This is a genomic window from Diaphorobacter sp. JS3050 (assembly GCF_013154915.1).
GTDB lineage: Bacteria > Pseudomonadota > Gammaproteobacteria > Burkholderiales > Burkholderiaceae_C > Diaphorobacter > Diaphorobacter nitroreducens.
The window spans coordinates 3294992-3308122 of the sequence record NZ_CP053553.1 but is presented as its reverse complement, the minus strand read 5'-3'; the positions used below and the strand labels follow the sequence as shown (position 1 = coordinate 3308122).

The window sequence follows — 13131 nt, the reverse complement described above, 5'->3', positions numbered from 1 at the left end:
CTGATTGTGCGCGCAAAATGAAGAAGACACTGACCACGATATTCGGCCTGTCTGTCGCTTGTGCGACCGGTTTTCTCCATGCCGAGGAGATCAAGGGAGATGCCAAGGCTGGGGCGCAAAAGATCGCCATGTGCATCGGGTGCCACGGCATCCCGGGCTACCAGGCCAGCTTCCCCGAAGTGCACAAGGTGCCGATGATTTCCGGCCAGGGTGCCAAGTACATCGCCTCCGCACTCGACGCCTACAAGAAGGGCGATCGCAAGCATCCCACCATGCGCGGCATCGCCGATTCGCTGTCCGAGCAGGACATCGCCGATGTGGCGGCCTACTATGCCGAGCACGGCACGAGCGCCGGGGCACCCGCCAAGCCCTCGCGCGAACCCAATGCCCAGGTGGCGCAGCTGCTGCAAAAGGGCGCTTGCGTGTCCTGCCACGGCGAGAACTTCGCCAAGCCCATCGACCCGTCCTATCCCAAGATCGCGGGCCAGCATGCGGACTACCTGTTCGTGGCGCTCAAGTCGTACAAGACCGACAAGGGCGCGTACGTGGGCCGCAGCAACGGCGTGATGGCCGGCATCGCCAAGCAGTTTTCCAACGCCGAGCTGAAGGCGCTGGCGGGTTACCTGGGTTCGCTCGATGGAGACCTGCAGGTCGTTCCGCAGCCGCGCTTTCGCTGACCGTGGCACGCACCCGAAGAAGCCCGCCAACGCGGGTTTTTTTACGCCCGGTTGAGGCAAGCGGGCCGGGTTCCTTATCTGGCACGCCCAGGTGCGCAATGGTTGCCCCAGAGAGAGGGACTTCCTACAATCGGCCCTATGCGTTTCCTGGTTTCCACCCCGTGCGTCCGTATCGCGCGGCTTGCATCTGCAGCCGTCGTGATGGCGCGCGCCATGCGCAGGATGGGTGTTCTGAAACCAGCTTCGCCGGCCGCAGATCACTAGGCCCGGCGGTTCTCCACTCCTTTCGTCCAAGCGTCACGCGTACCGCCGGGCAGCCAGCTCCGGTGCGCTGGGGCCTGCTTGCCGCGCGCCCCGCCGTGCGGCACCCCGGATGCGCACCTTCTTCCCGCCGATGACGCGCCGCTGACGGTCGCTTTGTGCGCCGTTGTTCCCGCTTGTTGACCAGGAGTTTTGACCATGCGCCTTCAGACCATTGTGGCCCTCACCGATTTTTCGACCGCGGCGGAGCATGCGCTTGACCGTGCCGCGCTGTTGGCTGCCGAGCACAAGGCGCGCTTGCATCTTCTGTTCGGTGCGGAGCAGCCGGACCCGAAGTTCGTCGACCCGCAGGCGCGGCTGGAGCAGCGCGCGCGCCAGCTGGCGCGCCGCCACGACCTGCCGGTCAAGGCCCTGGCGTACCGCGGCGCCGGCGTGGTGGATGAGGTCTTGCGCGCGGCCGAGGGCGCCGACCTGCTGGTGCTGGACAAGCGCGCGCACCAGGGCGTGGAGCAGTTGTGGCGCGGTGGCACGTTGAGCCAGATCCTGCGGCGCAGTCCGTGCCCCGTGCTGGTGGTGCAGCGTGCGGCGCGCGAGGCTTATGCGCATGTGCTGCTGGCCGTGGATTTTTCGCCGGCGGCCGATGCCATGGTGCGCTACGCGAGCGGGCTGGACACTGCCGCTGCGGTGGAGCTGTTCCATGCCGTGGACCTGCGCGATGAGGCCAAGCTGCGCAGTGCCGAGGCATCGGCCCAGGCCGTGCGCGCGTGGCGCGCGCAAATGCAGCGGCATGCGCACGACCGGCTGGTGCGGCTGTCCGATGCCTTCGAGGCGCGGCGCAATCGTGTGGGAATGACCGTCGGCATGGGCGATGTGGCGCGGCAGGTGGCCGTGCAGCAGGAGCGCTCGGGCGCGGAGCTGGTGGCGCTGATGCACCGGCGCCGGGGATGGATGCTGGATCTGCTGCTGGGCAGCGTAGCCCAGCGGCTGCTGGGGGGTGTGGGCTGCGACGTGCTGGTGTACCCGCACGACTACGCGGGCGCCGCACCGCGCGGCACCACGTCTCAGCCCCGCGTGGCGCGCCGCTGGACGCAGGCGATATAGGCGTCGCCGTCGGGTGCCCGGCCCGCGCGCTGGGCCTCCCACAGCATGGTGCCCAGGCACTCCATGGCGGCGTGGTGCGCGTCGTGCAACGACCCCAGGCGCGCGGCCAGCAGCTCCACGGCCTGGCGGATGCCGCGCGGCTGGTCGATGCTGCACTGCTCGCTGATCGAGAGGTGCATCGACAGGTGCAGGAAGGGGTTGGTGCGGTCCGGCGTCTCGTCGTAGTTGCGCGCCAGGGCGGTGTCCACATCGGCCAGCTCGGGCTGGTACTCGGGGTGCTCCGCGATCCACAGGCCGGCCAGCGTCTCGATGGCCTCCATGGGCTGGCCGGCCTGCTGCTTGGCATGCGTGGCGCAGAAGAAGCGGCGTACGTCGGCTTGGGTGGGATTGAACATGGATTCCAGAGTAGCATGCAACGCGGCGGCTCTGCCGCGGGATGTCGCGGTGGCCTCCTACGCCGGCGGGGTTACGCCGACTCTACATTAGCGGCGGGCGCCGCTGGCGGTTGCCGACCCTACGACCAACATAAAAAAGAGGTGGACACCATGACGGGCATGCGCATTCTGGGCGTGATCTTGCTGATCCTGGGCCTGGCCGGGTTCTTCACCGGGGGCTTCAGCTTCACCAAGGAAACCACGCAGGCCCGCATCGGGCCGCTGGAGCTGTCGGTGAAGGAAAAGGAATCCGTCAATGTGCCGCAATGGCTCAGCATTGGCGCGATCGCCGTGGGCGCCCTGGTGCTGGTACTCAGCATGCGCAAGCCCTGACGCAGGTTCCATTGCCGCGCACGGTTTGCGCCGTGCGGGCGGGCGTTGGCCCAGGTCCTACGTGCGTCAGGGCCGGCGCGTGCCCAGCATGCGCGAGATGGTCTGGGCCGTGGCCAGCAGTTCGGGCAGCAACTGCTCGCGCAGCATTTCGGTGCTGGTGCGATTGGCCTGGCCGCTGATGTTCAGGGCCGCCACCACCTGGCCCGCCCGGTTCTTGAGTGGCGCGGCCACCGAAATCAAACCCTCTTCCAGTTCCTGATCCACCAGGCACCAGCCCTGGGCGCGTGCCTGGGCGATGCGCGCGAGCAGCGTCGCATCGTCCAGCACCGTGTGGCGCGTGAACTGCTGGCGCGGCAGCGCGGACAGCCGGGCGCGCAGGTCCTGCTCGGGCAGCTCGGCCAGCAGCACGCGGCCCAGCGACGTCCAGAACGCCGGCAGGCGTGAGCCCACGGCCAGGTTGGTGCTCATGATCTTGTGGGTGTGTACGCGCAGCACATAGACGATGTCCAGCCCGTCCAGCACGGCGGCGGAGCAGGACTCGTGCACGCGGTCGGTGAGGGCCTCCATCAGCGGCTCGGCCAGGTCCCAGATGGGCATGGAACTGAGGTAGGCAAAGCCCAGGTCCAGGATGCGCGGCGTGAGGCGGAACAGCCGGCCATCGCTCTCCAGATACCCGAGCGTCTGCAGCGTCAGCAAGATGCGGCGCGCGCCTGCGCGCGTCAGGCCGGTGCGTGCCGCGACTTCGCTCAGGGTCTGCTGCGGCGCCGCCGCGCTGAAGGAGCGGATCACCTCCAGCCCGCGTGCAAACGACTGCACGTAGCTATCCCCCGGCTTGTGGGTATTACTTACGGAAAGGGGAGTGTCATCCATGGCTGTTCGTCCTAAAATTCATTATACGAACATTTGTTCTATATACGAACAAAGTGACACGATCACGACAGCCGGCCCGGGCCGGCTCCTTTTCCCCTCACTGGACCAGCAACACATGATCAACAAGATTGCGGATTCCGTTGCCGAGGCGCTCGCGGGCGTGCAGGACGGCGCCACCGTACTGATTGGCGGCTTTGGCACTTCGGGCAACCCCATTGAACTGATCAACGGCCTGATCGCCCAAGGCGCGCGCGACCTCACCGTGGTCAACAACAACGCCGGCAACGGCGATGCCGGCCTGGCCGCGCTGCTCAAGAGCGGGCAGGTGCGCAAGATCATCTGCAGCTTCCCGCGCCAGGTGGACAGCTATGTGTTCGACGAGCTGTACCGCAGCGGCAAGATCGAGCTGGAGCTGGTGCCCCAGGGCAACCTGGCCGAGCGCATGCGCGCCGCGGGCGCTGGCATCGGCGCCTTCTTCTGCCCCACGGCCTATGGCACGCAGCTGGCCGAAGGCAAGGAAACCCGCGAGATCAACGGCAAGCACTACGTGCTGGAGTACCCCATCTACGGCGATGTGGCCTTGGTCAAGGCCGAGAAGGGCGACCGCTGGGGCAACCTGACCTACCGCATGTCGGCGCGCAACTTCGGCCCCGTGTGCGCCATGGCGGCCAAGTACACCGTGGCCACCGTGCACGAACTGGTGGAGCTGGGCGAGATGGACCCCGAGGCCGTGGTCACCCCCGGCATCTACGTGAGCAAGGTCGTCCAGGTGCCGCGCGTGGCCACCCAGGCCGGTGGATTCAAGAAGTAAAGCCCGTTCAGCCCAAGGAGATACAGCGTGAGCAGCTATCAAAAACGAACCAAGGACGAACTGGCCGCACGAGTGGCACAGGACATCTTCGACGGTGCCTATGTGAACCTGGGCATCGGCCAGCCGACCCTGGTGGCCAACCACATCCCCGCAGGCCGCGAGGTGGTGCTGCATTCCGAGAACGGCATCCTGGGCATGGGCCCCGCACCCGCCAAGGGCCAGGAGGACTATGACCTGATCAACGCCGGCAAGCAGCCCGTGACGCTGCTGCCCGGCGGTTGCTACTTTCACCATGCCGACAGCTTCGCCATGATGCGCGGCGGCCACCTGGATATTTGCGTGCTGGGTGCCTTCCAGGTGTCTAGCACCGGCGACCTGGCCAACTGGAGCACCGGCGAGCCCGGCGCCATTCCCTCCGTGGGCGGCGCCATGGACCTGGCCGTGGGCGCCAAGTCCACCTGGGTGATGATGGATCTGGTCAGCAAGACCGGCGAATGCAAGGTGGTCCAGGCCTGCAGCTACCCCCTGACGGGCCTGGCCTGCGTCAAGCGCATCTACACCGACCTGTGCACGCTGGAATGCACGCCCCAGGGCCTGCGCCTGATCGACACCGTGCCCGGCCTCTCGCACGAGGAGCTGGAGCGCATCGTCGGCCTGCCGATCCAGCACGCACAGCAATAAGTACCAAAACGGCCTCCAGCGCTTGATGGACAAGCGCTGGCAGCTCACTTTTTTGATATTCCCCTCGGAGACACCATGAGCAACGCCCGCCAAGCCTTCATCTGCGACGCGATCCGCACCCCCTTCGGCCGCTACGGCGGCGCCCTCTCCAGCGTGCGCACCGACGACCTGGGCGCGTTGCCCATCAAGGCGCTGATGGAGCGCAACCCTGGCGTGGACTGGGCAGCGGTGGATGACGTGCTGTATGGCAACGCCAACCAGGCCGGCGAGGACAACCGCAACGTGGCGCGCATGTCCAGCCTGCTGGCCGGCCTGCCCATCGACGTGCCCGGCGCCACCATCAACCGCCTGTGCGGCTCGGGCCTGGACGCCGTGGGCTCCGCCGCGCGCGCCATCAAGTCGGGCGAGGCGCGCCTGATGATCGCCGGCGGCGTGGAAAGCATGAGCCGCGCGCCCTTCGTGATGCCCAAGGCCGAGAGCGCCTTCAGCCGCAGCAACGCGGTGTACGACACCACCATCGGCTGGCGCTTCATCAACAAGCTGATGAAGGCTCAATACGGCGTGGACTCCATGCCCGAGACGGCCGAGAACGTGGCTGACGATTTCAAGATCGAGCGTGAGGCCCAGGACCGCATGGCCCTGGCCAGCCAACAGAAGGCGGCCGCCGCGATGGCCGCCGGCTACCTGGCCAAGGAAATCGTCAACGTCGTCATTCCCCAGAAGAAGGGCGACGCCGTCGTGGTCAGCCAGGACGAGCATCCCCGCGCCACCACGCTGGAGGCGCTGGCCAAGCTCAAGGGCGTGGTGCGCGAGGGCGGCACGGTCACGGCCGGCAACGCCAGCGGCGTGAACGACGGCGCCTGCGCGCTGCTGCTGGCCGATGAGGCGGCCGCCCAGCAATACAACCTGGTGCCCCGCGCCCGCGTGGTGGGCATGGCCGTGGCCGGCGTGGCGCCGCGCATCATGGGCTTTGGCCCCGCGCCCGCCGTGCGCAAGGTGCTGGCCCAGACCGGCCTGACGCTGGACCAGATGGACGTGATCGAGCTGAACGAAGCCTTCGCCGCACAGGGCCTGGCCGTGCTGCGCGACCTGGGTGTTGCCGATGACGACAAGCGCGTCAACCAGTGGGGCGGCGCCATCGCCCTGGGCCACCCGCTGGGAGCCTCGGGCGCGCGCCTGGCCACCACCGCCGTGAACCAGCTGCACACGCTGGGCGGCCGCTACGCGCTGTGCACCATGTGCATCGGCGTGGGCCAGGGCATCGCCGTGGTGCTGGAGCGCGTGTAAGCGCGCGGCGTGACCCGAGGAGCGAGCATGAACAAGCAAGAACGCTGGGTGGACGTGCAAGGCGGGCGCCTGCGCGTGTGCGTGCAAGGCCCCGGGGGCGCCCCGGCCCTGGTGTTTTCCAACTCCCTGGGCACCACGCTGGAGATGTGGGACGCGCAGGCCGCGCGCTTCGCCCAGGACTTCCGCGTGGTGCGCTACGACACGCGCGGCCACGGCGCGAGCGTGGTGACACCTGGCCCCTACACCTTCGAACTGCTGGGCGGCGACGTGGTCGCGCTGCTGGATGCGCTGCGGATCGAGCGTGCGCACTTCTGCGGCATTTCCATGGGCGGCTTCACGGGCCTGTGGCTGGGCGTGCACCAGCCCCAGCGCCTGCTGAGCCTGGCGGTATGCAACAGCGCCGCCAAGATCGGCACGGCCGAAGGCTGGCAGGCCCGCGCCGCGCTGGTGCGCGAAAAGGGCCGTGACGCCATGGCGGAGCTGGCCGCATCGTCACCCGCGCGCTGGTTCACCCCAGCCTTCTGCGCGGCCGAGCCGGACGTGGTGCTGCGCGCGCAGAGCTGGATTGCCGGCATTTCCCCTGAGGGCTATGCCGCCTGCTGCGAAGCCCTGGCGCTGGCCGACCTGCGCTCGCAGGTCGGTGGCATCGACGTGCCCACGCTGATCGTGGCCGGCAGCGCCGACCCCGTGACCACTGTGGCCGACGGCCGCTTCATGCAGGCGGCCATTGCCGGTGCGCGGCTGGCCGAGGTGCCGGCTTCGCACCTGTCCAACCTGGAAGCGCCGCAGGCCTTTGACGAGGCCCTGGCGCAGTTCCTGCGCGGCTGAGACCGCAGGTAGCGATGCAGTGCGGCTTGCTGCGCTGCCCACGCCGCTTCCTTCCATTCATCCAATCCTAGAGAAAGAGGAAACAAGCATGACCAACCTTCATCACACCACCCGCCGCACGCTGCTGGCCTCCCTGGCCGTGGCCGCCGCCGGCGCGCTGCCCCTGGGCGCCCTGGCGCAGAACTTCCCCACCAAGCCCATCACCATCATCGTGCCGTTCTCGGCCGGCGGCACCACCGACATCCTGGCGCGCATCGTGGGCCAGGGCCTCACCACCGAGCTGGGCCAGTCCGTCGTGGTGGACAACAAGCCCGGCGCGGGCGGCAACATTGGCGGATCGCTGGCCGCCAAGGCCGCAGCCGACGGCTACACCCTGTTCATGGGTACGGTGGGCACGCACGCCATCAACCAGTCGCTGTACAAGAAGATGCCCTTCGACCCGGTGAAGGACTTTGCACCGCTGTCGCGCGTGGCCACGGTGCCCAACCTGCTGGTGGCCCACCCCAGCCAGCCGTTCAAGACCGTGAAGGAAATGATCGCCTATGCCAAGGCCAACCCCGGCAAGATCACGTTTGGCTCGCCCGGCAGCGGCGCGTCGCCCCACGTGTCGGGCGAGCTCTTCAAGAGCATGACCGGCACCGACCTGCTGCACATCCCCTACAAGGGCAGCGCCCCCGCCATGACCGACCTGCTGGGCGGCCAGACCTCCGTCATGTTCGACAACATGCCTTCGGCCATCCAGCACGTGCGCTCGGGCAAGCTGCGCCCCATCGCCGTGACCACCGCCAAGCGCTCGCCCGAGCTGCCTGACGTGCCGACCATCGCCGAAGCCGGCGTGCCCGGCTACGAGGCAACCTCCTGGTTCGGCATGTTTGCCCCGGCCGGCACGCCCAAGCCGGTGCTGGACAAGCTGCACGCTGCGCTGATCAAGGTGCTGAACCAGGCCGACGTGAAGAAGAAGATCGCCGAACAAGGCGGTGACGTGGTGGCCGAGACCCCCGACCAGTTCGCCGCCTTCATCAAGGCCGAAAGCGTGAAGTGGGGCAAGGTGGTGAAGGAGTCCGGCGCGACGGCCGACTGACCCTTCGCTGAGCGGTTCAGCCGCTTACCCCTCCCTCACACGGCGGGTGGAGGGGTAGCGGTAATCTGCTATTGATACGAGAGCTTGTAGCGCTTGATAGGCGGGCGCTACAGGCTCTTTTGTTATGGAGCCTTGGGTGCCTGGGGCACATCGGGCGGCAGGCCGGCGCCAGCCTCCGCCGCGGCCATGCGTTCCTGGCGCTCCTTGGCCATCTGCTCCACCAGCTGGGCGCGGCCCTGCTTGGCGACGGCGATCATGGCCTCGCGGTCGTTGTGGTGCTCGTACATGCGGTTGGACAGCGCCATGTTGTGCGCGCGGAAGCGCTCGGCCAAGGTGTCGGCCTCTTGCGGCGACAGGCCGTTGAGCTCCAGCACGGTGCGTGCGGTGCGCAGGCTGGACTCGAATACCTCGCGCTCCACATGCTCCACGCCCAGATCGCGCAGCGCGTGCCAGTGCGTCACGTCGCGCGCGCGCCACGATCTGCAACTGGGGAAAGTGCTTCTTCGCCAGTTGCACGATCTTGAGCGACTGCTCCGGCGCGTCCACCGCCACCACCAGGATGCGCGCATGCTCGGCGCCGGCCATGCGCAGCAGGTTCACGCGCGTGGCGTCGCCATAGAACACACGGTAGCCAAAGGTGTGGGCCACCTCCAGCATCTCCACGCTGTGGTCCAGCACCGTGGCGGGCACGCCCTGCGCCAGCATCATGCGCGCCACGATCTGCCCATAGCGCCCGAAGCCGGCAATGATCACCGGGGCCGACTGCGGCTCGGAGATCTCCTGCGCCTGCGGGGCGGTCTTCAGCGTGGCAAAGCGCTTGAGCAGCACCCGGTCCAGCAGCACCAGCAGCAGCGGGCTGATCAGCATGGACAAGGCTACCGCGCCGATCAGCAGCGACGCCATCTCGGCCGGAATCGCGCGAAAGCCCGCGCCGGCCTGGAACACCACGAAGGCGAATTCGCCGCCCTGCGCCAGCAGCAGCGTGAACACCGGCCGCTCCTGGTAGGGCATGGCGGTCACGCGCGCCAGCGTCCAGATCACCAGTGCCTTGATGCCCAGGAAGCCCAGCAGCAGCGCCAGCATGCCCCAGGGCGTGCGCAGGATCACGCCGAAGTCGATGCTCATGCCCACCGCGATGAAGAACAGGCCGAGCAGCAGTCCCTTGAAGGGCTCGATGTCGGTCTCCAGCTCGCGCCGGTACTCGCTGTCGGCCAGCAGCACGCCGGCAAGGAACGCGCCCAGCGCCATCGACAGGCCCACCGACAGCATCAGCATGGCGATGCCCACCACCAGGAACAGCGAGGTGGCGGTGAAGATCTCGGGCGTCTTGCTCTTGGCGATCCAGCGCAGCAGCGGGCGCAGCGCGAGCCGCCCGCCGAGCACGATGGCGCCCACCACGCCCAGGATCTTGGCTGCCTCCAGCAGCAGCTCCTGCACTTCGTGCGGATGGTCCAGCTCGGCCGCGCGCGCGGCCACGCCCAGCAGCGGCAGCAGCGCCAGGATGGGGATCGCCGCCACGTCCTGGAACAGCAGGATCGAGAAGGCCTTCTGCCCGCTGTCCGTGCGCATCAGGTTGCGCTCGTGGATCACCTGCAGCGCGATGGCGGTGGACGACAGCGCCAGCCCCAGCGCACCCACCAGCCCCACGCGCCATGGCAGCCCGAAGGCCCAGGCCGCGGCCCACAGCAGTGCGGCGCAGCCCACCATCTGCGCCGTGCCCAGGCCGAAGATGGGGCGGCGCAGGCTCCACAGGCGGCTGGGTTGCAGCTCCAGCCCCACCAGAAACAGCATCAGCACCACGCCGAACTCCGCGAAATGCAGGATGTCCTGCACATTGCTCACCAGCGCCAGGCCCCAGGGGCCGATGGCGATGCCTGCGGCCAGGTAGCCAATGATGGCGCCCAGCCCCAGCGCGCGGGCGATGGGGACGGCGATCACGGCCGCGGCGAGATAGGTGAATCCGTAGGTGAGCCAGACGGGGGCTTGGGCCATGGTGTGCAGGAAGAGGGCGCGAAAAGTGATGCGGGGAAGTGCGTGCGCCGCGCTCGGGCGCGGGCAGAAATTGTGCACCCGGCCCGCGGGCGGCGCAGGCGCGGGGGGCCGCCGGGCGGGCAAGGTGCCGTGAATGCTCTGGTTTTGATAGCTGTTAGCGCTGGATGGAAAAGCGCTAGGCCGCGTTTTCATGCCGGACGCCAGAGGACCGCCGCGCAGCGTGCCGGCTGCGTCGGCCGATAGAATCGCCGCATTCCTTCCCCCCTCATTTCCCGACGGACCACGACATGGACTGGCATACCTGGATGGCTTTTTTGCGGCGTCGTGGGTGATCGCCATCTCGCCGGGCTCGGGCGCCGTGCTGTCCATGAGCCACGGGCTGTCCTACGGCGTGCGCAAGGCGGGCGCCACGATCCTGGGGCTGGAGCTGGGCCTGCTGCTGATCCTGGTGGTGGCCGGCGCGGGCGTGGGCTCGCTGCTGGTGGCGTCGGAACTGGCCTTCAGCATCGTCAAGGTGCTGGGTGCGTGCTACCTGATCTACCTGGGCTTCATGCAGTGGCGCGCGGGCGCCGCCGGCACGCTGCAGGGCGACCTGCAGGCGCAGCCCGCGAGCTGGCGCCGCCGCGTGCTCACCGGCCTGCTGACCAATGCCACCAACCCCAAGGGCATCATCTTCATGGTGGCCGTGTTGCCGCAGTTCATGACCGACACGCGCCCGCTGTGGAGCCAGCTGCTGGTGATGGCCGTCACCATGCTCTCGGTGGACCTGATCGTGATGAACGGCTACGCCGCCAGCGCCAGCGCGCTGCGCACGCTGATGCGCAGCGGCCGCGCCATGCGCACGCAGAACCGCGTGTTTGGCGGCCTGCTGATGCTGGTGGGCGCAGGGCTGTTTTTCGTCAAGCGCGGCACACAGCACGGGTAGCCGGTGGTTTGCTATTTTTATGATAGCTATTGGCGCTTGATGGACGGGCGCTAAGGCCTGTTTTTGCTTATGTGGAGCCAGCGGCCGTGACCGCCGGCACTACGATGCGGGCTGGCCCCGCGCGGGTACGGAACACAGGAGGCAGGCATGACCGTGGTCGCAGTTGCAAATCCCAAGGGCGGCGTGGGCAAGTCCACGCTGGCCACCAACATCGCCGGCTACTACGCCAGCCGCGGGCATGCGGTGGTACTGGGCGATGTGGACCGCCAGCAGTCCGCGCGGCTGTGGCTGCAGCAACGCCCGGCCGCGGCGCGCCCCATTGGCGCGTGGGATGTGGAGCCCGATCGCTTCGACAAGCCGCCCAAGCACGCCACCCACGCCGTGCTCGACACGCCCGCGGGCCTGCACGGCTGGCGGTTGAAGGACATGCTCAAGCTGGCCGACCGCATCATCGTGCCGCTGCAGCCCAGCGTGTTCGACATCTTCGCCACGCGCCAGTTTCTGGACGAGCTGGCCGCGCACCGTCGCAGCGCGGGCGTGCCGATCGGCATCGTGGGCATGCGCGTGGACGCGCGCACCATCGCGGCGGACAAGCTGCATGCCTTCGTGGACAGCCTGGGCCTGCCGGTGCTGGGCTACCTGCGCGACACGCAGAACTACATCCACCTGGCGGCGCACGGCCTGTCGCTGTTCGATCTGTCGCCCGGCCGCGTGGCGCGCGACCTGGAGCAGTGGCAGGGCATCTGCGCCTGGCTGGACGGCGCCTGACGCGCGCGCTGGCCGAGTTCCAGCGCCTGGGCTGTCGCGGTGCCGACAGGCGCCCGCGCGCGCAGGCCGCTACAGTGGCCGCATGAAAACCTTCCGCAGCTATTCCGAAGTGGCCTCCTGCGTCGGGCAGGAAGTGGCCGTCACCGACTGGGTGGAAGTCACCCAGGCGCAGATCGACCGGTTTGCCGACGCCACGGGCGACCACCAGTGGATCCATGTGGACCCGCAGCGCGCAGCGCAGGGGCCGTTCGGCACCACCATCGCGCACGGCTTTCTGACACTGTCGCTGCTGCCGCGCTTCATGGAGGCATCGTTTGCCATCACCGGCGCGCGCATGGGCGTGAACTACGGGCTCAACCGGGTGCGCTTCCCCGCTCCCGTGCCCGTGGGCAGCCGGCTGCGCGCGCACATGGTGCTGGCAGCGGCCGAGCCCGTCGCGCCCGACGGCATGCAGATGACCTGGGAGGTGACCCTGGAGCGCGAGGGTGGCGACAAGCCCGTGTGCGTGGCCGAGGCGCTGGTGCGCAGCTACGGCGCACCCGCCTGAAGGGGCTGCGCCGGGGGCCTGCCGGTCCGGTTCAGGCAGTCTGGGTCTGCGTGGACGGAGTGAGAAAGCTGTTTTGCCGCCACGCCTCGTAGACCGTCACGGCCACGGCGTTGGACAGATTCAGGCTGCGCTGGTTGGGCAGCATCGGCAGGCGCAGGCGCTGCGCGGGGGGGAACGTCTCGCGCAGTTCCGGCGGCAGGCCGCGCGATTCGGCGCCGAACACGAACCAGTCGCCCGGCAGGAAGCCCGTGTCGTACACCGACTGCGTGCCATGGGTGGTCAGCGCGAACATGCGCGACAGGTCGGGCTGCATGTCGCGCAGCAGGGCCGTCCAGCCCGGGTGGCGGCGCACCTCGGCGTACTCGTGGTAGTCCAGCCCCGCGCGGCGCATGAGAGGGTCTTCCATGGAGAAGCCCAGCGGTTCCACCAGATGCAGCATGCAGCCGGTATTGGCGGCCAGGCGGATCACGTTGCCGGTGTTGGGCGGAATCTCAGGCTCGACGAGGACGATGTGAAACATGGTGGCTATTGTCGG

Annotated in this window: 13 protein-coding genes and 2 pseudogenes; 11 read left to right on the top strand and 4 right to left on the bottom strand. The window is 68.3% G+C overall.

The window, feature by feature from the left end; genetic code table 11:
* The first annotated feature begins 17 nt into the window (after window positions 1–17).
* Both HND92_RS15895 and HND92_RS15890 read left to right on the top strand, forming a co-directional pair.
* Complete coding sequence (locus HND92_RS15895; RefSeq protein WP_015914180.1) at window positions 18–677, top strand: cytochrome c; 660 nt, start codon at window positions 18–20, stop codon at window positions 675–677.
* Between the two features lie 459 nt (window positions 678–1136).
* On the top strand, window positions 1137–2039 hold the full coding sequence (locus HND92_RS15890; protein ID WP_172208390.1) for a universal stress protein: 903 nt from the start codon (window positions 1137–1139) through the stop codon (window positions 2037–2039).
* On the opposite strand, the gene HND92_RS15885 is transcribed toward HND92_RS15890, so the two are convergent.
* Window positions 2000–2434 carry a DUF1841 family protein gene (locus HND92_RS15885; RefSeq protein ID WP_041836092.1) on the bottom strand — a complete coding sequence of 145 codons (435 nt, stop codon included), beginning with the start codon at window positions 2432–2434 and terminating at the stop codon, window positions 2000–2002. The two genes, HND92_RS15890 and HND92_RS15885, sit on opposite strands and share 40 nt — an antisense overlap.
* A gap of 150 nt (window positions 2435–2584) precedes the next feature.
* Here HND92_RS15885 and HND92_RS15880 point away from each other — a divergent pair, with 150 nt between their 5' ends.
* Entirely contained in the window at window positions 2585–2806 is a 222-nt protein-coding gene (locus tag HND92_RS15880; RefSeq protein ID WP_015914177.1) for a hypothetical protein, read from the top strand.
* Window positions 2807–2872: 66 nt separating this feature from the next.
* Here HND92_RS15880 and HND92_RS15875 read toward each other — a convergent pair whose 3' ends face one another.
* Entirely contained in the window at window positions 2873–3676 is an 804-nt protein-coding gene (locus tag HND92_RS15875; RefSeq protein ID WP_047349744.1) for an IclR family transcriptional regulator, read from the bottom strand.
* Window positions 3677–3791: 115 nt separating this feature from the next.
* Between HND92_RS15875 and HND92_RS15870 the strand changes: the two genes are divergently transcribed.
* The 5 genes from HND92_RS15870 (at window position 3792) to HND92_RS15850 (ending at window position 8364) form a co-directional block, all read left to right on the top strand.
* Window positions 3792–4487, top strand: a complete 696-nt coding sequence (locus tag HND92_RS15870; protein ID WP_015914175.1) for a 3-oxoacid CoA-transferase subunit A — start codon at window positions 3792–3794, stop codon at window positions 4485–4487.
* Between the two features lie 27 nt (window positions 4488–4514).
* Window positions 4515–5168, top strand: coding sequence for a 3-oxoacid CoA-transferase subunit B (locus HND92_RS15865; RefSeq protein ID WP_172208388.1), 654 nt, complete (start codon window positions 4515–4517; stop codon window positions 5166–5168).
* A gap of 75 nt (window positions 5169–5243) precedes the next feature.
* Window positions 5244–6455, top strand: coding sequence for a 3-oxoadipyl-CoA thiolase (pcaF, locus tag HND92_RS15860; RefSeq protein WP_015914173.1), 1212 nt, complete (start codon window positions 5244–5246; stop codon window positions 6453–6455).
* Between the two features lie 27 nt (window positions 6456–6482).
* Window positions 6483–7283: a 3-oxoadipate enol-lactonase gene (gene pcaD / locus HND92_RS15855; RefSeq protein WP_172208386.1), complete on the top strand. Its 801-nt coding sequence runs from the start codon at window positions 6483–6485 to the stop codon at window positions 7281–7283.
* Window positions 7284–7371: 88 nt separating this feature from the next.
* Window positions 7372–8364, top strand: coding sequence for a tripartite tricarboxylate transporter substrate binding protein (locus tag HND92_RS15850; protein WP_172208384.1), 993 nt, complete (start codon window positions 7372–7374; stop codon window positions 8362–8364).
* Between the two features lie 122 nt (window positions 8365–8486).
* Here HND92_RS15850 and kefC read toward each other — a convergent pair.
* Window positions 8487–10356, bottom strand: a pseudogene (gene kefC, locus HND92_RS15845) (glutathione-regulated potassium-efflux system protein KefC).
* A gap of 287 nt (window positions 10357–10643) precedes the next feature.
* Between kefC and HND92_RS15840 the strand changes: the two are divergent.
* The 3 genes and pseudogenes from HND92_RS15840 to HND92_RS15830 all read left to right on the top strand — a co-directional run bounded on the left by HND92_RS15840 (window position 10644) and on the right by HND92_RS15830 (window position 12596).
* Window positions 10644–11281 (top strand): annotated as a pseudogene (locus tag HND92_RS15840) (LysE family transporter).
* Window positions 11282–11428: 147 nt separating this feature from the next.
* The gene (locus HND92_RS15835) at window positions 11429–12049 is read left to right on the top strand and encodes a ParA family protein (protein ID WP_047349749.1); all 621 of its coding nucleotides are present in this window, start codon (window positions 11429–11431) and stop codon (window positions 12047–12049) included.
* Between the two features lie 82 nt (window positions 12050–12131).
* The gene (locus HND92_RS15830) at window positions 12132–12596 is read left to right on the top strand and encodes a MaoC family dehydratase (RefSeq protein WP_011806640.1); all 465 of its coding nucleotides are present in this window, start codon (window positions 12132–12134) and stop codon (window positions 12594–12596) included.
* A 31-nt stretch (window positions 12597–12627) separates the two neighbouring features.
* On the opposite strand, the gene HND92_RS15825 is transcribed toward HND92_RS15830, so the two are convergent.
* On the bottom strand, window positions 12628–13116 hold the full coding sequence (locus tag HND92_RS15825; RefSeq protein WP_172208380.1) for a tRNA (cytidine(34)-2'-O)-methyltransferase: 489 nt from the start codon (window positions 13114–13116) through the stop codon (window positions 12628–12630).
* Window positions 13117–13131: the final 15 nt, after the last annotated feature.